Source organism: Streptomyces sp. NPDC014894 (genome assembly GCF_043080985.1).
Classification (GTDB): Bacteria; Actinomycetota; Actinomycetes; order Streptomycetales; family Streptomycetaceae; genus Streptomyces.
Window position 1 is genome coordinate 262670 of the sequence record NZ_JBIBWD010000008.1, and the last position, 20451, is coordinate 283120.

The 20451-nt window shown below is 72.4% G+C and carries 16 protein-coding genes; all 16 read left to right on the forward strand.

The genetic code is table 11. From position 1 onward, the window contains the following. Positions 1-22: 22 nt before the first annotated feature. The 16 genes from ACF089_RS20950 to ACF089_RS21025 all read left to right on the forward strand — a co-directional run bounded on the left by ACF089_RS20950 (position 23) and on the right by ACF089_RS21025 (position 20439). The gene (locus ACF089_RS20950; RefSeq protein WP_392028933.1) at positions 23-979 is read left to right on the forward strand and encodes a D-2-hydroxyacid dehydrogenase family protein; all 957 of its coding nucleotides are present in this window, start codon (positions 23-25) and stop codon (positions 977-979) included. Positions 980-1380: 401 nt separating this feature from the next. Continuing rightward, positions 1381-1779 carry a DUF4440 domain-containing protein gene (locus ACF089_RS20955; RefSeq protein WP_392028615.1) on the forward strand — a complete coding sequence of 133 codons (399 nt, stop codon included), beginning with the start codon at positions 1381-1383 and terminating at the stop codon, positions 1777-1779. Between the two features lie 186 nt (positions 1780-1965). After that, positions 1966-3045, forward strand: coding sequence for an ISAs1 family transposase (locus tag ACF089_RS20960; protein ID WP_392028935.1), 1080 nt, complete (start codon positions 1966-1968; stop codon positions 3043-3045). A gap of 537 nt (positions 3046-3582) precedes the next feature. Beyond that, positions 3583-5433, forward strand: coding sequence for a phage tail sheath C-terminal domain-containing protein (locus tag ACF089_RS20965; RefSeq protein WP_392028617.1), 1851 nt, complete (start codon positions 3583-3585; stop codon positions 5431-5433). A 30-nt stretch (positions 5434-5463) separates the two neighbouring features. Beyond that, positions 5464-5988, forward strand: a complete 525-nt coding sequence (locus ACF089_RS20970) for a phage tail protein (protein WP_392028619.1) — start codon at positions 5464-5466, stop codon at positions 5986-5988. 29 nt (positions 5989-6017) lie between these two features. Next, the gene (locus tag ACF089_RS20975; RefSeq protein WP_392028621.1) at positions 6018-6764 is read left to right on the forward strand and encodes a hypothetical protein; all 747 of its coding nucleotides are present in this window, start codon (positions 6018-6020) and stop codon (positions 6762-6764) included. Then, positions 6757-7479, forward strand: a complete 723-nt coding sequence (locus ACF089_RS20980; RefSeq protein ID WP_392028623.1) for a hypothetical protein — start codon at positions 6757-6759, stop codon at positions 7477-7479. The genes ACF089_RS20975 and ACF089_RS20980 overlap by 8 nt, the downstream gene beginning before the upstream one ends. 3 nt (positions 7480-7482) lie before the next feature. Next, positions 7483-8316 (forward strand): DUF4255 domain-containing protein, encoded by an 834-nt coding sequence (locus ACF089_RS20985; protein ID WP_392028625.1) that lies wholly within the window; start codon positions 7483-7485, stop codon positions 8314-8316. A gap of 33 nt (positions 8317-8349) precedes the next feature. After that, positions 8350-10473 carry an AAA family ATPase gene (locus ACF089_RS20990; protein ID WP_392028937.1) on the forward strand — a complete coding sequence of 708 codons (2124 nt, stop codon included), beginning with the start codon at positions 8350-8352 and terminating at the stop codon, positions 10471-10473. After that, positions 10464-10757, forward strand: coding sequence for a hypothetical protein (locus ACF089_RS20995; RefSeq protein WP_392028627.1), 294 nt, complete (start codon positions 10464-10466; stop codon positions 10755-10757). Before ACF089_RS20990 ends, ACF089_RS20995 begins: the two co-directional genes overlap by 10 nt. Then, a complete protein-coding gene (locus tag ACF089_RS21000; protein WP_392028629.1) occupies positions 10754-17074 on the forward strand; it encodes a DUF4157 domain-containing protein in 6321 nt (2106 codons plus the stop codon). The genes ACF089_RS20995 and ACF089_RS21000 overlap by 4 nt, the downstream gene beginning before the upstream one ends. A 14-nt stretch (positions 17075-17088) precedes the next feature. Continuing rightward, positions 17089-17670, forward strand: coding sequence for a HEAT repeat domain-containing protein (locus ACF089_RS21005; RefSeq protein ID WP_392028631.1), 582 nt, complete (start codon positions 17089-17091; stop codon positions 17668-17670). After that, complete coding sequence (locus ACF089_RS21010; protein ID WP_392028633.1) at positions 17671-18354, forward strand: hypothetical protein; 684 nt, start codon at positions 17671-17673, stop codon at positions 18352-18354. It abuts the gene before it with no gap. A gap of 5 nt (positions 18355-18359) precedes the next feature. Then, positions 18360-18734 (forward strand): hypothetical protein, encoded by a 375-nt coding sequence (locus ACF089_RS21015; RefSeq protein WP_392028635.1) that lies wholly within the window; start codon positions 18360-18362, stop codon positions 18732-18734. Next, positions 18727-19866, forward strand: coding sequence for a hypothetical protein (locus ACF089_RS21020; protein ID WP_392028637.1), 1140 nt, complete (start codon positions 18727-18729; stop codon positions 19864-19866). The genes ACF089_RS21015 and ACF089_RS21020 overlap by 8 nt, the downstream gene beginning before the upstream one ends. Positions 19867-19899: 33 nt before the next feature. Further along, positions 19900-20439, forward strand: a complete 540-nt coding sequence (locus ACF089_RS21025; protein ID WP_392028639.1) for a phage baseplate assembly protein V — start codon at positions 19900-19902, stop codon at positions 20437-20439. Positions 20440-20451: the final 12 nt, after the last annotated feature.

Genomic DNA, 20451 nt, shown 5'->3' on the forward strand with positions numbered 1-20451 from the left:
ATCGTGGGGGGCCGCCGTGCCGATGCTGAACTGCGCCGTGCTGGACGACTACCAGGGCGTGGCCCCTTCCCTGGCCGACTGGCCGAGGCTCGCTCCCCGGGTCGACGTCTCCTTCCTCTCCCGGCACATCGGGTCCGAGGACGCGCTCGTGGAGGCGATCGGCCACTGCGAGATCGTGGTGGTCATGCGGGAGCGCACCCCCTTCCCCGCCGAGCTGTTCGCCCGGCTCCCCCGGCTGCGTCTGCTGGTCACCTCCGGCATGCGCAACGCCTCCGTCGACCTCGCGGCGGCGGCACGGCACGGCGTCACCGTGTGCGGCACCTCCAGCGCCTCCGAGCCTCCCGCCGAGCTGACCTGGGCGCTCATCCTGGGACTCGCCCGCCAGGTGGTCCCCGAGAACAACGCGCTGCGCTCCGGCGGCCCCTGGCAGCACACCCTGGGGGCCGATCTGCACGGCCGCCGGCTCGGACTGCTGGGCCTCGGGAAGATCGGCCGTCAGACGGCCCGGATCGGGGCCGCCTTCGGGATGGAGGTCATGGCCTGGAGCCCGCGTCTCACCCCGGAGCGCGCCGCCGAGGGCGGGGCGGTCATGGCCGCCTCCAAGGAGGAGCTGCTGGAGAGCAGCGACGTGGTCTCCGTGCATCTGGTGCTCGGCGACCGGACCCGGGGGCTGATCGGCGAGGCGGAGCTGCGGCGGATGCGCCCCACCGCCTATCTCGTCAACACCTCCCGGGCGGCGATCGTCGACCAGGCGGCGCTGCTGAGGGCGCTGCGCGAGGGCTGGATCGCGGGGGCGGGGGCCGATGTCTTCGAGACGGAGCCGCTGCCCGCCTCGGACCCGCTGCGCACCGCGCCCAACTTCCTGGGCCTGCCCCATCTCGGGTATGTGACGCGGCGCAATTACGAGGGGTACTTCGGCCAGGCGGTCGAGGACATCGAGGCGTATCTCGCCGGGGATCCGATCAGGCTCCTGGGCTGAGCCCCGCGCCCCCGGACCCGGGCGAGCGCCCCCGGCGCGACCCGGCGGGCCGCCGGTCCCGTCCGGAGCGGGTGATCGGTCCGCCCGGCCCGGGCCCGACCGGTACGCCCCGAGGCCCGGCCCGTTCGGTTCACCCCGGGTCCCGGCCCGCCCGGAGCGAACCGCCCGGCGACCGCGGCGCGCCGGGTCGGGCTGCCCGCGCCGCAGCCCCAGAACACGATCACGGAGTGTCATATTCGCACCGTAACAGCGGGGTACGACACTCCGGGGGCGTCCGGATCCGCCCCGGCGAGGGGTCCGGGGCCAGGGCTGTTGCAAAGTCGCATGATCTCGTGGGCGCCCCTGGGTCGAAGTTGCCTCGACGCATGCCCGTTGCCCCCTAGCGGTGTTACCGTCGCGCCATGTCCAAGATCGAGATTGACGCGATGGCCGCCGAGTTCTTCGGAGCCTTCGACAACCGCGGCGGCAAGGCCGCGGACGTGGCCCGGATCCGCCGGCTGGTCATTCCGGGTGGTGTGATCGTGCTGGCCGGGCCGCAGTACACGGTCTACACCGTGGACGAGTTCATCGAGCCGCGCGAACGCCTGCTCGCCGACGGCCGGTTGGTCGAGTTCTCTGAGTGGGAGACCTCCGAGCGAACCGAGATCGCGGGCGACATCGCGTCGCGCTTCGGCCAGTACCGGAAGGCCGGCATCCTGGACGGCGAGCCGTTCGAGGGCGGCGGGACCAAGACCATCCAGTTCGTCCGCACCCCGGAGGGCTGGCGGATCGCGGCGTTCTCCTGGTACGACCAGCCCTGAGGGTCCGCAGGTCGCGGCGGTCCAAGGAGCGCGGGCTGGGCCGTCACGCACGCAGCGAAGCTCCGGTTGAACGGGGGTGACCTTCCCAAGTCGCCTCGCACCACCGGAGCTTCGACGTGTCGTCAGTCTGCCACCGTCTGCCTGATCAAGCCGCCCGCTCTGGAGGACACCGCGGGGTTGTCGCTGGTGGAGCGGTTGCGGCTGTCGCCGGATCCGCGTCGACGTCGAGGGGTGCGTCACCCGTTCGTGGCGGTGCCGCTGGTTGCCGCCTCCGCGGTTGTCGCCGGCGCACGCTCGTACACGGCTATCGGCCAGTGGTCCGCCAACGCGCCGCGGCACGCCCTGGCCCGCCTGGGTGCCCGGGTCGCAGGGTCGTTGAGTGTGCGCGTCGCGCCGAGTGCCGCCACGATTCGGCGGATTGTCGGCCTGGTCCGCCCCGGCGGACTGGCCGATCCGACCGGCGCTGATCCCGCCGGCTCGGACTCGGTGGCGCTCGACGGCAAGGCCGCCCGCGGCTCCCGACACGGCCAGACGCCCGCCGCCCACCTGCCGGCCGCGATGACCGGCGACGGCCGAACCGTCACCCAGCCGCGGATCTCCGAAAAGACCAACGAAATCACCCGCTTCGCCGCGCTACTGGCGCCCTTCGACCTGACCGGGGTCACCGTCACGGCCGACGCCCTGCACACCCAGCGCGCGCATGCGCGCTTCCTGGTGGACGAGAAGAAGGCGCACTGCCTCTTGGTGGTCAAGGCCAACCAGCCCGAACCGCACCGCGGGCTGCGATCACTGCCGTGGAAGGACGTCACCGCCCGCCGCTACGACCGGGAGATCGGCCACGGCCGCCGGGAGACCCGAGTGACCAGGGCGCTCACCGTGACCGACCTCGGCCTCGACTTCCCCCACACCGCCCAGGCTGTACGCATCCTGCGCCACCGCACCGACCGCATGACCGGAACCATCAGCCGCCGGACCGTCCACGCGGTCACAGACCTGAGCTCGCATCAGGCATCGCCCCAGCGGCCGGGCAAACTCGCCAGGTCGCAGTGGACCATCGAGAATCGGCTCCACTTCGTCCGCGACACCACCTTCGCCGAGGACGCCTCGAAGATCCGCACCGGCCATGGCCCCGAAAACACGTCGACCCTACGCAACCCGGCGATCAACGCGCTCCGCGCCGCCGGACACCGCGACATCGCGGCCGGCATCCGGCACGTCTCCTACGAGCCCCTCACCCGCCCGCTTGACCTACTGGGCATCGTCTGACCAGCGCGACTACAAGATCATCGCACTTTGCGACGGCCCTGGGTCCGGGGCGGCGGCCGGAGGCGGGATGGGCCGGGTCTCGCGGGGCCGGGCCCCCCGGACGGAGGACGGCGGCCGTTGAAACGTCCCTTTCCGGCCAACCGGGCCCGAGGCGTCCCTCGCGCCCCGCCTCCGTTCGGCGCGTTTTCCTCGTGGAGCCCGAATGTCCTGTGAAGCATTGGTGAATTCGTCTGTTTATTCATCGCGTGATATCGCTCTGACCACCGTGAACGACAGAAAGCGCTTCCCACGGAAAATGATCAATGGCTGACCGAAACACTCCCTTGACCCTGCGGCGGACTGCCACCGAAACTCGCAGAGGCACTCACACATCAGGAGCCACAAGCACACACGCAGGCCAATGGCCCGGCGCGAGACCGATAATGCACGGGGTGTGTGGCGGGGGATCTTGGAAGAGCGGGCACGGAATATTCAACAATGGCATGCCCTCTTCGCCCTCCTCCTCATCTCTTGGTGCGCGAAGGGAATGGAGGGGGAATGCCTGCGCACATGGGCGGTCCCGGCGTATACATCGAAGAAGTCCCCAGCACCGTCCGCACCGTCGCCCCGGTCACCACCTCGGTGACGGCGTTCGTGGGTCACACCCGCAGGGGCCCGCTCAACCGGCCCGTGCGGATCACCAGCTTCGCCGAGTTCGAGCGCCGCTTCGGCGGGCTCACCTCCCGGGGCGCCGTCGGCCACGCCGTGCACCAGTTCTTCGGCAACGGCGGCACGGTCGCCGTGATCGTCCGCGTCGCCCGGGCCGGCACCGGCGAGGAGGCGTCCGTCGCCCTGGACTCCACCGAGGGGCACAGCTCCTGCCCGGTGCTCGAAGTGCGCGCCAAGGAGCCCGGGATCTGGGGCTCGGGGCTGCGCGTGACCGTCGACCACGACACCGCCGCCCCGGACCGGACCTTCAACCTGCGGATCCTCGACGTCCACGGCGGCGCCCGTGAGTCCTTCACCCAGCTGTCGACGGACCCCGGGGACACGCGGTTCGTGGAGACGATCGTCAACGCGGGATCGTCCCTGGTCCGCGTCAAGAAGCTGGACGACGGCAGACCCGATCCCTCCGGCACGGTCTCCAAGCCCTTCGCGGACCCGCTGCCCGGCCTCGGGGTCGAGCTGAAGGTCAAGATCGGCGAGGTGGAGCGGGAGTTCACCCTCCACGAGCCGCAGCACGACGGCGAGCCGCCGACGACGGTGGCCGAACTCGCCCTGCTGCTGGAGCGCAAGCTCCGCGCCCTGCCCGACGCCCCGGGCGAGCACGCCTACGCGGGCGTCCAGGTCACCCCCTTCGGCCGCCGGCTCCAGGTCGTCGCCGGCTCCACCGACCCGGCCGACGTGGTCCGTTTCATCGGCGAGTGCGCCAACGACCTGGGCCTGGAGGCCTCCGTCAATCCGCCCGTCTTCCCGCTCTCCGGCGGCCGGGACGGCGAGCCGCCGGGACCGCGCGACCTCATCGGCAGCGAGACGGACAAGACCGGGGTGCAGGCGCTGCGCGACGTCGACGACCTCAATCTGCTGTCACTGCCCGAACTCGCCGCGTACGACTCCACCGAGGACATGCTCACCGTCCTCTCCGCCGCCGAACAGCTCTGCCGGGAGCGGCGGGTCCTGCTCCTCGTGGACGCGCCGTCCGCCTGGGTCAATGTGGACGCCGCGCGCGCCGGGATCGGCGCCTTCGACTCCGTGCGCAGCGACCACGCGGCCCTGTACTTCCCGCACGTACAGCTCAACGACCCGCTGACCGGACGGCTGCGCCCCTTCCCCCCGTCGGGCGCGATCGCGGGCGTCGTCGCCCGGACCGACGCCGAGCGCGGTGTGTGGAAGGCCCCGGCGGGCACCGACGCGCGGCTGACGGGGGTGCGCTCGCTGACGGTCGCGCTCACCGACCGGGAGAACGGGCTGCTCAACCCGCTGGGCGTGAACTGCCTGCGGTCCTTCCCGGTGATCGGCCCGGTGGTGTGGGGCGCGCGCACCCTGGAGGGCGCGGACGTCTTCGACAGCGAGTGGAAGTACATCCCCGTGCGCCGGCTCGCGCTCCATGTCGAGGAGAGCCTCTACCGGGGCCTGCGATGGGTGGTCTTCGAACCGAACGGCGAGCAGCTGTGGCAGCAGATCCGGCTCTACGCCTCCTCCTATCTCAACGATCTCTTCCGGCAGGGCGCGTTCAAGGGCAGCACCCCCCGGGAGACGTACTACGTGAAGTGCGACAAGGACACCACCACCGCGGGAGACATCGAACGCGGACTGGTCAATGTCGAGGTCGGAATCGCCCCCGTCCGGCCCGCCGAGTTCGTCGTGGTGCGGATCCAGCAGCTCGCGGCGGACTCCGACTTCTCGTAACCCGCGGAATACGGATCACGAAGGACACCGATGGCAGAGTTCCAGATCAACGCCCATCGTTTTGACCCCTACAAGAATTTCAAGTTCCTGGTTCTGTGGGACGGTCGGACCGTCGCGGGCGTCAGCAAGATCAGTCCGCTCAAGCGCACCACCGAGGTGGTCAAACACCGGCACGGCGGTGACCCCAGCTCGCCGCGGAAATCACCCGGCCGTTCGGAATTCGAGGGGATCACGCTCGAACGCGGGGTCACCCACGATCCGGAGTTCGACCGGTGGGCCAACAAGGTCTGGCAGGTCGGCGCGGGGCCGGGATCGGAGGTCTCGCTGCGGGACTTCCGCAAGGACATCATCATCCAGGTCCTCAACGAGGCCGGTCAGGTGGCCGTCTCGCACAAGCTCTACCGGGCCTGGGTGAGCGAGTACCAGGTCCTCGGGGAGCTGGACGCCAACGCCAACGCGGTCGCGATCCAGAGCGTCAAGCTCGAATGCGAGGGCTGGGAACGCGATTACGAGGTGGAGGAGCCCGTCGAGCCCTCGTTCACCCACCCGGCGTGAACACCGCCCGCGGACCGGAGGAGTGAGCGATGACGCCGACGGGGCCCGCCGAACTGCTCGCCGCCTGGGAGAGCGGACAGGACCGGCCCGACCGGGAGCGCTCCTGGCTGCTCCACCGGGCGGCCCGGCCCGGCGCGGGCGAGAGCGAGCTGCTGGCGGCGCCCGCCGGTGAGCGGGAGGCGGACCTCTTCGCGCTGCGCCGGGCCCTGTTCGGGGAGCGCATGCAGGTGTGCGTCGGCTGCGGCGCGTGCGGTGAGGCGATGGAGTTCGACCTCGACGCCACGCTCCTGGGCGAGGGCCCCGACCGGCGGGACGGACCGCTGCGGGTGACCGAGGGCGATTGGACGATCGAGTTCCGGCTGCCCACGGTCGCCGATCTCACGGCGGCGGGCGAGGTCGCCGACCCGGTCGCGGCACGCCGGCTGCTCCTGGCGCGCTGCACGCTCTCGGCGCTCCGGGACGGCGCGGCCGTGCCGCTGGAGCGTCTGGCGGGGCTGCTGCCCGAGCGGGTGGAGCGCCGGCTCGCCGAGGCGGCGGCGGAGGCCGATCCGGCGGCCGGGGTGACGCTGGACGTGGCCTGCCCCGAATGCGGCGACCGGACCTCGGCCGAGCTGGACATCTCCTCCTACCTGTGGGCCGAACTGGACCACTGGGCGCGGGACCTGCTGCTCGATGTGCATCTGCTCGCCTCCGCCTACGGGTGGAGCGAGCCGGAGATCCTGGCGCTCAGTCCGCTGCGGCGCCGCTACTACCTGGAGCTGTGCGCGGATGCCTGACTACTTCGACCGGCTGCTCGCCCGGTACGCGCGGCCCGGCCCGGAGGCCGGCGCGGCGGTACGGGCGCGTCCGCGGCTGCCCGGACCGTTCGAGCGCGCCGAGGCGGTGCGGACCGCCCCGCCCGCGCCCGGCGAACCCGCCGCGCTGATCCCGTACGCCCCTCCGCCGCCCGTCCCTCCCGGTGCGGTACGCCATGAACACGAGGTGTGCGCGGATCCGCCGGCGGCGGTACGGGCCGGGGCGGCGCTCCCCGGCGGCGAGGCCCCTCCCCCGGCGTCCGCCCCCGCGAGCCCCTCCGTGCCGGTACGGCGGAGCGCGCCCCGGGACACGGCCCCCGGACCTCGGCCGGAGCCCGTCGGCGACGACCCGCCCGTGTACCGCAGGCCCGCGCCCCCGCGCGGGGCGGACACCCCACGGCGTACCCCCGCCCCGGCGGAACGCGCCGCTCCCGCGCCCCCGGCCGCCCCGGCGCGGACCGGCCCCCGCGCGAGCGACGGCGCGGCGGTACGCGCCACGGCGCGCGGCGGCGGCGGACGGCGCGCGCCCCGGGCGGCCGAGCGTGTGGTGCACATCCGGATCGGCCGGCTGGAGGTCAGCGCGGCCGCGCCGCCGGGAGCGGCCCGTCCGGCCGACGGCCGCTCCGGGGCCGCCGGGCGGCCCGCTCCCGCGCTGACGCTGGACGACTATCTGGCGCGCGGCGAGAGGAGGGACTGACCCATGAGCAACGCACTCGCCGTCGCCACGGTCACCCAGGCGCTCGCCCTGCTCATCGAGAGCAGTCTCGGGCCGGAGATGGACATCGCGGTCAAGGTGGAGACCCGTAGGCCCCCGGCCGAGCCGCCCGCCGAGCCGACGGTCAACGTCTTCCTGTACCAGGTCGCCCCGAACGCCTCGATGCGCCATCAGGACCTGCCCACCCGCTCCCGCGACGGATCCCTGCTCAAGCGCCCGGCCGCACCGCTGGACCTGCACTATCTGATCAGCGCGTACGGGGAGGAGGCCGAGCTGGTCGGCCAGCGGCTGATCGGCTGCGTGGTGCGGACCCTGCACGAGGTCCCCGTACTCCCCCGGGAGCTGATCGAACTCGCGGAGGAGCGCCCGTATCTGGCGGGCGGCGATCTGTCCCGGTCGCCGCAGCGGGTCCGGTTCACGCCGACGGCGATGGACGTCGACGAGACCTCCAAGCTGTGGGGGATGCTGCACCAGACGCCGTACACCCTGTCGGTGGCGTACCAGGCGTCCCTGGTCCTCGTCGAGGGCCGCGAACGGCCCGCCGAGCCCCGGCCGGTGGAGCGCAGAACGGTACGGGTACGGCCCGTCGGCGCGGGCGCTCCCGACTCGCCCCGGGAGGCGCGGGTCCAACCCGCCGAGGCCGCCGAGGCCGCCCGGGCCGTTGAGGCGACCGAGCCCGCCGGGCCCGCGGCCGCCCCGCGCGCCCGGCGGACCGCCGCGTCCGCGTCCGGGTCGACGAAGAAGACCGCCCGGCGCACACCCGCCCGGCCCCGTAAGTCCCCCGGCGAGAGCGCGGGCGCGGACCGCGAGGAGAGCTGAGGCACGGTGCGCGACACGGGGGCGGGCGAGGACATGACCGGAGCGGACGGCGGGACGGCGCGGTCGGAGGCGACCGGCGGTGCGCTGGCCGCCGCCGTCGCCGCCGTGCTGGCGCGCGTGGACGCGCACGCCGCCCGGGCGCGGCGCGGCGGGGGTACGGGGACGGCGGAGCACGACGGCGGCGCGGGCCCGGGGCCCGCCGGGCCGGCTCTCGGCGACCCCGGCGCCTCGGACCCGTACACCGATACGCGCGCCGCACCGGACCCGTACACCGACGCGCGCACGGGCCCGGACGCGGGCGCCGGCGTCGGCGTCGGCGTCGGCACTTCCACCGCTCCGGCCGGCGCGGCGTCCGTGCCGAGGACCCTGCGCGCGCTGGCCGACTGCTTCGGGCTCACGCCCTTCGAGCGGGAGATCGTCCTGCTGGCCGCGGCCGCCGAGCTGGACCCCACCGCAGGAGCCCGCTGCGCGGCCGCGAGCGGCGCGCCGGAACGGGCCCATCCCACGTTCTCGCTGGCGCTCGCCGCCCTCGCCGATCCGCACTGGAGCGCGCTGACGCCGGTGGCCCCGCTGCGCCGCTGGCGGCTGGTCGAGCTGGACGACGAGACCCGGCTGACCACCTCCCGGCTGCGCCTGGACGAGCGCGTACTGCACTTCCTCGCGGGCTCCCCCTATCTGGACGCCCGGCTCCACGGACAGCTGCGCCGGACGGCCCCGCCCGGCTTCCTCCCCGCCTCCTACGAGCTGGCGGCGGCGCGGGTGGCGGACGTCTGGTCGCGCGCCCGGCAGCCGGCCCCGCTCCGGGTCGAGCTGGTGGGCGGCGATCCGCGCTCACGTGCCGACATCGCCGCCTCGGCGGCGCGCCGGCGGGGGCTCGGGCTGTACACGATGACCGCCGACGACATCCCGGCCGACCCCGTCGAGCGGGACCGGCTGGCCCGGCTCTGGCAGCGGGAGGCGATCCTGCTCCCCGCCGCGCTGCTGGTGGAGACGGGCGGCGGCACGGGACGCGAACAGGCCGCCGTGACCGACGCGTTCGCGGAGAGCGCGGCCGTACCGCTGGCGGTGGCCGGCGACGATCCCCGGCAGAGCACCCGGCCGCGCGGCGAGCGGGTGACCGTGCCGCTCCTCGACGCGGAGGAGCAGCTGGAGGTCTGGCAGGACGCCTTCGCGGACGTCCCCCGGATGCGCCGGGCCGATCTGCGCGATCTCGTCGCGCAGTTCTCCCTCCCCCCGCATCTGATCCGTTCCGCGGGCGCGACCGTCGTACGGGATCTGCCCGGCGAGGACGCGCCGGACCCCGCCCGGCTGGCGTGGCGGGCCGGGCTCGCCGAGGCCCGTATGGGGATGGACGGGCTGGGGCGGCGGATCGAGCCCCGGGCGTCCTGGGACGATCTGGTGCTTCCCGGGCGGCAGTCGCGGATCCTGCGCGAGATCGTGGCGCATGTGCGGCAGCGCTCCACCGTCTACCAGGAGTGGGGGTTCGCGGCGACGCTGCGGAGCGGTCTCGGCGTCACCGCGCTGCTCGCGGGCGGCTCCGGCACGGGGAAGACGCTCGCCGCCGAGGTGATGGCCGGGGAACTGGGCCTGGACCTCTTCGTCATCGATCTCTCCCAGGTGGTCAGCAAGTACATCGGCGAGACCGAGAAGAATCTGCGCAAGGTGTTCGACGCCGCCGAGCGCGGCGGGGCGCTGCTGCTCTTCGACGAGGCGGACGCGCTGTTCGGCAGGCGCAGCGAGGTCAAGGACAGCCATGACCGGTACGCGAATCTGGAGGTCAGCTATCTGCTGATGCGGATGGAGGCGTACCGGGGGCTGGCGGTCCTGACGACCAATATGAAGCAGGCCCTCGACACGGCGTTTCTGCGCCGCATCCGGTTCGTCGTCGACTTCCCGTTCCCCGGCGAGGACGAACGCGCCGAGATCTGGCGGCGGGTGCTGCCCGCGCGCGCCCCGACGAAGGGCATCGACTGCGGGCTGCTGGCCCGGTTGACGGTGGCGGGCGGCTCGATCCGCAACATCGCGCTGTCGGGCGCCTTCCTGGCGGCGGAGGAGGGCGACCGGCTCGGGATGCGGCACATGCTGGAGGCGGCGCGTACCGAGTATCTGAAACTGGACCGCTCACTCACCCCCTCGGAGGTCCGCGGATGGGTGTGAACGAGGAGCCCCGCACGGTACGGGTGGACATCGGCGAGCTGGTGTTCGACGGTTTCGGCCGGCTGGACCCGGAGCGGGTGTCGGACGCGTTCCAGCGCGAGCTGGCCCGGCTCGTGCGCGAGCGGGGCGTGCCGGTCGCCGCCGACGGCGACCGCGCCCTGGAGGCCCTGGCGGGGCTGCCCCCGCTGCCCGCGACGACCTCCCCGGCCCGGCTGGGCGAGGCCCTGGCGCGCGCGGTGCACTCGGGGCTCTCGGGGCTCTCGGGACGGGGGGATCCGCGATGAGCACGCGCTCCTCCGCCGCCGCCGCGCGGGACGACCGGGCCGCCGCGACCGGCCGGCGGCGCAAGCGCGGGGATCGGTCCGCCTCGCGCGCCCCCGAGCCGAAGAACATCGTCGCCGGGGCAGGTCAGCCACTGGATCCCAGCGTACGGGAGGAGTTGGAGGAGCGGCTCGGCCATGACTTCGGCCGGGTGCGGCTGCACACCGACCGCGACGCGGGCGCGCTCGCCGAACTGCTGGGCGCGGACGCCGTCGCCGTCGGCCAGGACATCCTCTTCCGCGAGGGCGCCTACCGTCCGGGCACCGCCGACGGCGTCCGGCTGCTGGCCCATGAGCTGCTGCACACCGTGCAGAACCCCGACGGCCTCGGCGCCCTGCGCGCCGGGCGCGATCCGGGCTCGGTCAGCCTGCCCCAGCAGACGGTGGAGCGCGAGGCCGAGTCGGCGGCGGCCGACCTGGTACGGGAGGACTCGCGCGCGCCCGGGACCGGGCCGGCCGAGGTCGGCACGGACCGGCCGACGCCGGGCTGGCTGCGCTACGCGACGGTGGACGCCGACCGCCGCCGGCTGGAGGAGATCGACCCGGCGACGCTGCTGGACCGGCTGGCAGGCGGGGTGCTGCGCTCACTGCGCGGCGATCCGCAGGACCGTTCGAAGCGGGTGCGGGTCCAGCTCGCCCGCCTCTCCGAGGAGATGCGGGACGCCGTACTGGACCGGCTCGAATCCCGGCTGCTCAGCTCGGAGCACGAGCATCTGATCGCGCTGGTGGAGGAGACCGAGGAGGCCGGTCTCCCGTCACAGGACGCGCTGGAGGCTCCGGCGGCGGTGCCCGGGGCGGTGGAGCTGCTGGAGGCGGAGCGGGAACGGGAGCAGGAGCAGGAGCGGGACGGCGAACGAGAGCGGGAGCGGCAGCGGCAGCGGGAGCAGCAGGGGCAGGAGGACGCGGGCGGTCGTCGGGGGGACGGGAAGTCGCCTCCCCGGGGCGGCGGTTCGGAGTCCGGGCGCTCGGGCCGGGGCTCCTCGAAGGGCGGGCGCGGGGCGGCGGACGCGTCTTCCGCTTCGGCCTCCGCTTCGGCCTCCGCTTCCGCGACCGCGCCGCCGCCGCGTACGACCTCACGGCCCGAGGGCAGCGGTGGGGCGCGCGGAGGGGAGTCGGCCGGAGGCGAACGGTCCGGGGGCGGGGCGGCCGGTCCCGCGACCGCTCCCGGCAAGGAGGAGTCGGCGGCCAGGAACCGGCCCGGCGCGGTCGAGCCGCTGGTCGCCGGGGGGCGGGCGGCCGAGGAGGAGAAGCGCGGGCCGGGCGCGGGAGCCGAACCCCCGGAACCCCTGCGCACCGCCGATCCCGGCTCCCGCAGCACCCTGGACGGAAAGCGCCTCCAGGACGAGAAGGCGGCGGACGAGACCCCGTTCGACGCCGAGACGGCCGGGGCGCGCGAACTGGACGACCTTGAGGGTCCCGACGCCGAGGACAGCGCCTGGGACATCGAGCTGAAGCCCGAGGACTTCCTCCCGTCGGCCGATCCCGACGTCTCCGGGGTGCCGACGGCGGACCGGATCACGCCCGGTTCGAGCGCGCCCCAGTCCACGCCCACCTTCCCCGCGCCCCCGCCGACCAGGGCCGAGGAGGTACAGGCGCGCCGCGCCGAGGAGGACGCCGAGGAGTCCGCGCGATCGGTCTCCTCCGCGCGAAGCGGTGACGGTACGCCGGCCTCGCCGGACGTCCCGGCCGCGGCGGCGTCGGCTCCCGGGGCGGACCGGCCGGCCGTACGGGATGCCTCCCGCGCCCGCGACGCGGAGCGTCCGGACGTTCCGGAGGCCGCGGAGCGGACCGGGGCCGGGCCGGAGCGATCGGCCGGCGAGGAGGACCGGGCGAGCGCCGATCCCGAGCGGGATCCCGCCGGGGAGGGCCGGGAGCCGGATCGGGCGGCTGCCTCCGACGGCGCGTCGCGGTCCCCGGAACAGGCTGCCGGGGCGGGCGCGTCGGAAACGTCCTCCTCCGCCGGGGCGACGGGATCCGCGTCCTCCGCCGGAGCGACCGGATCGGCGTCCTCCCGTACGACGGAGCCCGCCGCCTCCACGTCGGCGGGCGGAGAGAGCGACGCCTCGCCCGCGCGGGACAGCCATGTGTCGGGCGGGGGCGGGAGTCCCGGTTCCACGGACGCGCCGACGGCCCCGCCGGCCTCGCGGACTCCGGAGAGTTCGGCGACCTCGGGCGCTTCGGAAGGCTCGGGCGCTTCGGAGGGCTCGGGCGAGCGGACCGCTCCCGCCGCCCGGAAGCCGGCCCGCTCACGGCAGGCCGGGCCGGCACCCCGTACCCGGGGCGGCGGCGGAGGCTCCCGCAGCGCCTCGGGCGGCGGAGGGGGCGGCGGCGCACGCTCCAGGGGGGCAGCCGGTTCGCGGCGGGAGCCCGCCGCGCCCAACCTCTCGAAGGTGTCGCCGGAGGCCGGGCTGAGCAGCGCCGCCCAACTGAAGCCGCACCGGGCCCTTCAGGCGCTGGGCGGGGTCACCGGCGCGGTCGACCGGACCGTCGGCGACGACCACCGGGCGCTGCGGAGCGCGCCGCCCGCCATGGACCGGCCCTCGGGCGCACCCCGGACTCTGCACGGCGCGCCCCGGACCTCGGCTCCCGGGCAGTACTCCGCCGATCCGGCCGCCCAGGTCGACGCCCCGGCGAAGGAGGACGCGAAGGTCGAGGGCGACAAGGCCCCCGAGGGCGAGATCCCGGGCATGGACATCGAGGAGCCGAGCACGCTGGAGGGGCTGCTGGCGGGCGGGGCGCAGCTCGTGGTCGGCGCGGTGAACAAGGTCGCCGGCCTGCTGGGCGCGGACGAGGACGTCATCGACTCGGACGCGGTGGTGCGGTGGATCCTCGATCTGCCGACCGAGGACGAGATGCTCGCCAAGGCGTCGGTGGGCACGGCCGAGGGCGTCGGGCTGGAGGGCGAGACCGGCGGGCGCGCCGGCGAGCAGGGCTCGGAGGTGGACGGCAAGAGCGGCGAGCTGCACGGGGCGGGCCGGGACGACGCGGCGCGTCCCCTGGGCGAGAACCAGATCTGTCCCGATGTGCCCGGGGAGACTCTGACCTCCCAGGTCCCCGGTCCTGCGGGCCGGGGAGGGAGCGGCGGCGCGGGCGGGCCCGCCGGTGGCCGGATTCCGCCCGAGGCCGTGTCCGAGGTGGCCGAGCACGAGCGCGGCCCCCAGCTGCGGTCCGCGTACGACGACGGCCGGCGGGCGATGTCGGAGCGGCGGCAGCTCAAGGACCGGGAGACCCGGGAGTCCCAGGAGAGCCATCGGCGGCGGGTCCGGACCGAGATCGACGCCAACACCGCGAGACAGGCGTCCGAGCGGGAGAAGACCGCCGCCGAGGTGACCCGGCAGCGCGAGCAATGGCGCGGCGAGCAGGACACGGAGCTGAAGAGCCTCGGCACGAAGAAGACCGAGAAGGTCGAGAGGATCCGCGAGGACGTCAAGGAGCGGGAGAAGAAGACCGACGAGGACGTCGAGGAGCGCCGTACCCAGGACGAGGAGGGCATCGGGAAGGAGGACACGAAGGCGCGGGAGGAGGCGGTCAGGGAGCGCGACTCGGCGAAGAGCGAGTCGGGCAACTGGCTCTCCCGGGCGATGGACTGGGTCCGCGACAAGCTCGTCGCGCTCAAGAACGCGATCGTGGGGCTCTTCCGGCGGGCCCGCGAGGCGGTCGTCAAGCTGATCACCGACTTCAAGAACACGGTGATCCGCTGGATCAATGAGGCCCGGCAGTTCATCATCGACAAGTTCAAGGAGTTCACCGAGGCCCTGATCCAGCTCGTCAAGGATCTCCTCGACGCCGTCCTCAAGATCGCGGACCGGATCCGCAAGCTGATCATCCGTATCCGCGATGCCGCGATCGCCCTGGTCAACCGGATCGCCACCGCGCTCAAGCGGATGATGACCGATCTCCTCAACCGGATCGGCAAGATCCTCAGCGGGATTCTCGACGCCCTCAGGGAGGGCCTGCGGCTGGCGGTCGAGGCGGTGAGGAGCGCGGTCGGCGCCATCATGGACTTCGCCCTGGGGCTGCTCAACGCGCTCGGCGAGTGGGCGATGATCGCCGCCGACATCCTGGTGGATCCCGGCGCCTGGCTCGGCGGCGCCAAGGACTCGGCGGTGGACGGCGCGCAGAACCATCTCTTCCGCGAGGTCACCTCGGCGGTGAAGAACTGGTTCAACGAGAAGATCCAGGAAGTGCTCGGTCTGCCGAAGCAGATCTTCGACGCGCTGCTCGACGGCGGGGTGAGCAAGGAGCAGATGGCGAAGGAGGCGTGGGACGCCGCGCTTCCGCAACTCCCTCTCATCATCGGCGAGATCGTCGTCACGAAGATCATCGCGAAGCTGATCCCGGGCGCGGGGTGGGTCATGGCGATCATCGACGCGCTGAAGTCCGCGTGGGGTGCGCTGAGCGAGATCCTGAAGGCTTTCGGGGCCTTCATGGACTACCTCAAGGCGGTGAAGGGCGGGAGCGCGGGGGTGCTCTTCGCGAAGGCCGTCGCCTCGGGGGTGGTGGCTCTGCTGGAGCTGGCGTACGAGGCGCTGCTCAGCGGTGTCGGCAAGTACGTCAAGCGCGTCGGCGACCGTCTGCGCGGGGTCGCCGCAGGCCTCAAGAAGCCCGCCGACAAGTCCCCCGACCGCCCCACCACCCCCCAACCCCCCACCCGCTCCCACCCCACAGACCGCCCCACCACCCCGCCGAAGCCCCAGTCCCCCGCGCCGACTCGCGACCACGCCACACCCCCGCCCCGCCGCCCGGCCGACCGGGACCGTGACCGGTACGACGATCGCCGTACCGACGACCAAGATCGCACTCCGAGCCGCCCGGACACCTATCAAGACCGGGACCGTACCCCCACGCGTCACGACACCAAGGCCGCCAAGCCGCGCCCGAGGCATCGCACCCGCTCCGCCGCCGACCGGGACAGAAGAACCGTCGACGCGGCCCGCAACCGCAATCGCCGCGCCCAACGGGACCTGGTCCGCGGCAACAACCGCGACAGCAGGCGTCGGCGAGAACCGGACACCGACTCGCGAAGGACGCGGGAGGCATACCGGCTCCGGAGGGATTTGCTGCGGGAGCAGCGGCGGCGACGTGAGGAGCAGAAGCAGCGGCGACGTGACGACAGGCGCAGGAAGGAGAACTCGGAGCGGTCCAAGGAGGACCGGCTCGCGCGAATCGTCGCCAGAATTCGTCCCAGACTGCGGAGCATGTTCCGGCGGGGAACCACAGGCATCGTCCTGAGTTCAACGCTCGGCGCACTGCGGACTTGGTACCGGCTGACCGGCCTCCAGGCCCAGGGAATTCCGCATTTCAATGTACGCGCATCTCTCAATCCCGAAGCACTCGCAGGCGGCGGGTTCAAGCTGACGGCAGCAGAGATCCGCGCCCTGGTGCACGAAATTTCCCAGGAGCTGCTGAACCATTCCGACATTCAGCGACGAGCCCTGCGCATGCGACGCTCAAAATCTGGAATCCTCAAAAACTTCCGCCTGTCGCAACCGGTGGTGGTTTCAGAAGGGGCTGACATTCCTGCCGCTGTGCGATATCTTCGGGAACGCGGAAGCAGTCTCAATATTTCCACGCCAGGCAATAGGGTCCAAACCCTTCCACCCTACAATCCGCCACCCTGGAAAGATGAGTCATACATTTTCGGACGAGAGAATGAGAGGATCCTCGAACTGAACTCACCGGGATTCTTGAATGCGTTCACTCGCGGCGTATTTTCCTACCCCGAGATCTCCTCGAAGCTTGGCAAGAGTGGACTCGCAGATCGCCAGATCGCAAATTACGTACGCACCTACGTAAGAACCGGAAAGCTCCCCAAGGGCCTCAGCCGAAGGAACAGGCGGCTACTGCGCAACACAGCCTGGCTCATGCTGGTACGAGAATCGGTGCGCAATCCGGCAAATGTAGGATTCTCCGCCATGACTATGGACCTCCTCAGGCGCGACCGCGCACACGGCGGGATGACCTGGCACGAAGCCCTTGCCGAATACGAAGGCACAGCGACAACCGGGCGGCGGGGAAGATTCCCGATGTCGATGGCCAAGGCCATGAGGGCCGTGCGAGGAGTTTCAGCGGAAGAAAGCGGACAACACCCAGGAACGACTTCACAGGGAGGAACTCGGGCCGAGCGCACAGAGCTGGTGCGACGCGAAGAGCTGCTCGCAACACAGTGGGCAAACGCCGTCACGGGAAACCAGGGGATCATCGGCGAAACCGAGGAATCGGCGTTCGAGGAAGGGCGAGACAAGCTGAGAGATGCTCTCGCAAAATTCTATGGAACATAATTGAGGAACAATCAATGCCGCACACAAAACAGAGAATCGTACTACACCGCCAGGTCACACCGGACGACATTCAGGACGTAGCTTGGGATCTTGACTGGAATGCCATCGAGGTCGGAATCCGCGACTCGGGCTCCCTGGTGGACGTCTGGAGAACCAATGACGGAGAAACTGATATTCGTTTCGTCCAGGATTTCCCCATTGGGACGTGCTACCTCTTGGTGAGCGGCCGGGGAGTCGAATCCGTGACCGAGAACATCAGGAGCCGTGCCTTCACATGGACGTTCACCGAAGCCCTTTCCTTCACTCGACGGGCAGCGGGGCGGGACGACACCTTGGCAGGCATCTATGCGGTCGCCCTCTCCGCGGATTCCACTGATCGGGACGCCGCTGTGGAGCTATTGCACTCCATGACGCGCAGCCCGGATCCAGGTATCCGTCAGGCGGTGGTCATCGCTACTGGGTATCTGGGCTGGCCAGAACTCATCGACCTCGTGGAGGAGATCCACCGCACCGACGCCGTGTACGAGGTGCGTGCCAACGCCGGCGTCCTGTTGGACGGACTGCGCCGCCATGACACGTCGACCGACGAGGGATAAATGACCCGCTACCCCGACACCCCCAAACCCCTCCGCTCCGGCATCGTCCTCCTCGACCCCGACCGCGGCACCCCCCAACGCGTCATCGTCCTCCAGTTCAACCCCGACACCCTCGAACGCTCCCTCTCCCCCCAGTCCGCCGGCGGGTCGGGGGACGCTTCCGGCGGAGGGAGCGGTGGGGATCGGAATGAGGCGTTGAGGTTGAAGGGGCCCGCGCAGGAGACGTGGAAGTTCACGGCGGAGATCGATGCGACGGATCAGTTCGAGGTGGCCGCGCCGGACGGGATTCATCCGCAGCTGGCGACGCTGGAGATGCTGGTGCAGCCGACGGCGGCCCAGTTGCGGGAGGCGATGCGGCTGAGTGAGCGGGGCGCGATCGAGATCAGTCCGATCGAGATGCCGCTGACCCTGTTCACCTGGGGCAGCAAGCGGGTGATGCCGGTGCGGCTGACCGAGCTGTCGATCAATGAGTCGGCGTTCGATGTGCGGCTGAATCCGATACGGGCGTCGTTGAGCGTCGGCATGAAGGTGCTCACGGTCAGCGATCTGCCCGCGGGGCACCCGGGCGCCGAGCTGTATCTCGCGCATCTCGCGCAGAAGGAAAGGCTGGCCCGGACGGCGCGCGCCGGGAGTCTGGGCGCGCTCGGGCTGAGCGGGGCCGACATCGGGACGGGGAGGGTGTAGCCGGAATGGCCGAGTACGACAGCCCGCTGGACGCGGTGCCGGGGTCGCACCCGTATCCGCGCTCCAGCCGGTATCACGACACCGGGATCGGGGTGCACCGCACGGCGGACGGCACCGAGGTCCGTTACGCCCGGCGGCGGCTGCTGCCGCCGCTGCCGCGGGATCCGGAGGAGGAGACCGAGCCGCACACGGTGAGCGACGGCGAGCGCCCCGACCATTTGGCGCAGCGGTACTTCGGGGATCCCGGCCAGTGGTGGCGGATCGCCGACGCCAATCCCGTACTCGATCCGTACGAGCTGACGGCCGAGCCGGGCCGGGTGATCGATGTGCCGCGGCCGGGCTGGGCGGGCGACGAGGCGTACGGAGGCCCCCGTGGGTGAGGAGACGGTGGGCGGCGGGCCGATCCATCTGCTGCTGCGCATGGGGTCGGGGCTCCCCCGGCCGGTGCCGCGGGCGGTGGGCGAGGCGCTGCTGTCCGCGCAGATCACCAGCACCGCGGGGGAACGCAGCGGGTTCCAGCTGGCGTTCGATCTGACGAAGAAGGGGGCGATCGTCCAGCGGCTGCTGCCCGAGGGGTTCTTCGACCCGCGCACCCGGGTCGTCGTGTCGACGGTGATCAGGGGCACGACCACGGTCCTTCTGGACGGGCTGATCGTCCGTCAGGAGGTCGGGGCGAGCAATCAGCCGGGGCGGAGCACGCTCACCGTCACCGGCGAGGATCTGACGCTGCTGATGGATCTGGAGGAGCGGACCGACCGCTTCCCGAATCTCTCCCCGGCCCAGCGGGTGAGCCGGCTGCTCGCGCGGTACGTGGAGTACGGCATCCGGCCGGAGGTGGTGCCGGAGCAGATCGCGCAGCCGCCCCGCCAGGAGCTGCGGGTGGACTGCCAGACCGGCACCGATCTCGGCTACATCAACGAGCTGGCCCGCGCCAACGGCTACACCTTCTATCTGGAGCCTGGTCCCGTTCCCGGGCGTTCCCTGGCGTACTGGGGTCCGCAGCGCCGGCTGGGGCGGCGGCAGCACGCGCTGAACGTGAACATGGACGCCCAGTCCACGGTGGACCAGCTGACCTTCGCCTACGACGGGGCGGCGCGCGAGGAGCCGCAGGCCCGCTGGCAGGATCCGCGCTCCCGGGAGTCGACGCTCCTCCCCCAGCCGGACATCGGCCCGCTGCGGCCGCCGCTGGGGCTGCGCGCGAGTCCGGCGCTGAAGCGGAGGCGGCTGCCGGGCACCGCGAAGAAGGGGCTGGAGCAGGCGCGGGCGGAGGCCCTCGCCCGCGCGGCGACCTCGGCGGACGCGGTCTCGGGCTCGGGGTCGCTGGACGTCGGCCGGCACGGGTATGTGCTGCGGCCGCGCGAGCTGGTCGGGGTGCGGGGGGCCGGGGTGACGTACGACGGGGACTACTACGTCAGTTCGGTGACCCATCACCTCACCCCCGGTTCGTACCGGCAGAACTTCACGCTCTCCCGCGAGGGCCTGGTCGCCAGGAGCGGCACCGTACGTCCCTAGGAACGCGTCGCAGACCCACAGGAGTCAGCCCGTATGGCGCCAGCAGCGAACAACCGCTTTCTCGGCAAGTTCCGGGGCCGGGTGGCGGACAACGACGATCCGCTGCGGATCGGCCGGATCACCGCCCATGTGCCGGATGTGCTCGGTGACGAGGTGTCGACCTGGGCGATGCCGTGTTTCCCGTTCACGGGCGCGCGGTCGGGGCTGTACGCGGTCCCGGCGGAGGGGGCGGGGGTGTGGGTCGAGTTCGAGCAGGGGGATCCCAGTTTCCCGATCTGGACGGGGTGCTGGTTCGGGGACCGGAGCGAGCTGCCGGCGGACGCGCTGGCGGGTGCGGAGCGGGACGCGCAGCCGGTCGTCATCGAGACGCGGGGCCATCACCGGATCGTGCTCTCCGACGACCCCGAGACGGGGATTCTGCTCCAGGCCCCGGGGCCGGGCGGCCGGGGGCCGTCCGTACGGATCAATCGGGACGGGGTCCACATCGACAACGGGCAGGGCGCGTCGGTGAGCGTGTCGGGCGACCGGGTCGACATCAACCGGGGCCGGCTGACCGTGCCCAAGAAGCGTTAGCGAAGAGCGGGG

What these genes read in the sequence shown, in the direction of transcription:
- ACF089_RS20950 (WP_392028933.1), top strand. Translation starts at nt 23, where the DNA reads ATGCTGAACTGCGCCGTGCTGGACGACTACCAGGGCGTGGCCCCTTCC.
- ACF089_RS20955 (WP_392028615.1), top strand. Translation starts at nt 1,381, where the DNA reads ATGTCCAAGATCGAGATTGACGCGATGGCCGCCGAGTTCTTCGGAGCC.
- ACF089_RS20965 (WP_392028617.1), top strand. Translation starts at nt 3,583, where the DNA reads ATGCCTGCGCACATGGGCGGTCCCGGCGTATACATCGAAGAAGTCCCC.
- ACF089_RS20970 (WP_392028619.1), top strand. Translation starts at nt 5,464, where the DNA reads ATGGCAGAGTTCCAGATCAACGCCCATCGTTTTGACCCCTACAAGAAT.
- ACF089_RS20975 (WP_392028621.1), top strand. Translation starts at nt 6,018, where the DNA reads ATGACGCCGACGGGGCCCGCCGAACTGCTCGCCGCCTGGGAGAGCGGA.
- ACF089_RS20980 (WP_392028623.1), top strand. Translation starts at nt 6,757, where the DNA reads ATGCCTGACTACTTCGACCGGCTGCTCGCCCGGTACGCGCGGCCCGGC.
- ACF089_RS20985 (WP_392028625.1), top strand. Translation starts at nt 7,483, where the DNA reads ATGAGCAACGCACTCGCCGTCGCCACGGTCACCCAGGCGCTCGCCCTG.
- ACF089_RS20990 (WP_392028937.1), top strand. Translation starts at nt 8,350, where the DNA reads ATGACCGGAGCGGACGGCGGGACGGCGCGGTCGGAGGCGACCGGCGGT.
- ACF089_RS20995 (WP_392028627.1), top strand. Translation starts at nt 10,464, where the DNA reads ATGGGTGTGAACGAGGAGCCCCGCACGGTACGGGTGGACATCGGCGAG.
- ACF089_RS21000 (WP_392028629.1), top strand. Translation starts at nt 10,754, where the DNA reads ATGAGCACGCGCTCCTCCGCCGCCGCCGCGCGGGACGACCGGGCCGCC.
- ACF089_RS21005 (WP_392028631.1), top strand. Translation starts at nt 17,089, where the DNA reads ATGCCGCACACAAAACAGAGAATCGTACTACACCGCCAGGTCACACCG.
- ACF089_RS21010 (WP_392028633.1), top strand. Translation starts at nt 17,671, where the DNA reads ATGACCCGCTACCCCGACACCCCCAAACCCCTCCGCTCCGGCATCGTC.
- ACF089_RS21015 (WP_392028635.1), top strand. Translation starts at nt 18,360, where the DNA reads ATGGCCGAGTACGACAGCCCGCTGGACGCGGTGCCGGGGTCGCACCCG.
- ACF089_RS21025 (WP_392028639.1), top strand. Translation starts at nt 19,900, where the DNA reads ATGGCGCCAGCAGCGAACAACCGCTTTCTCGGCAAGTTCCGGGGCCGG.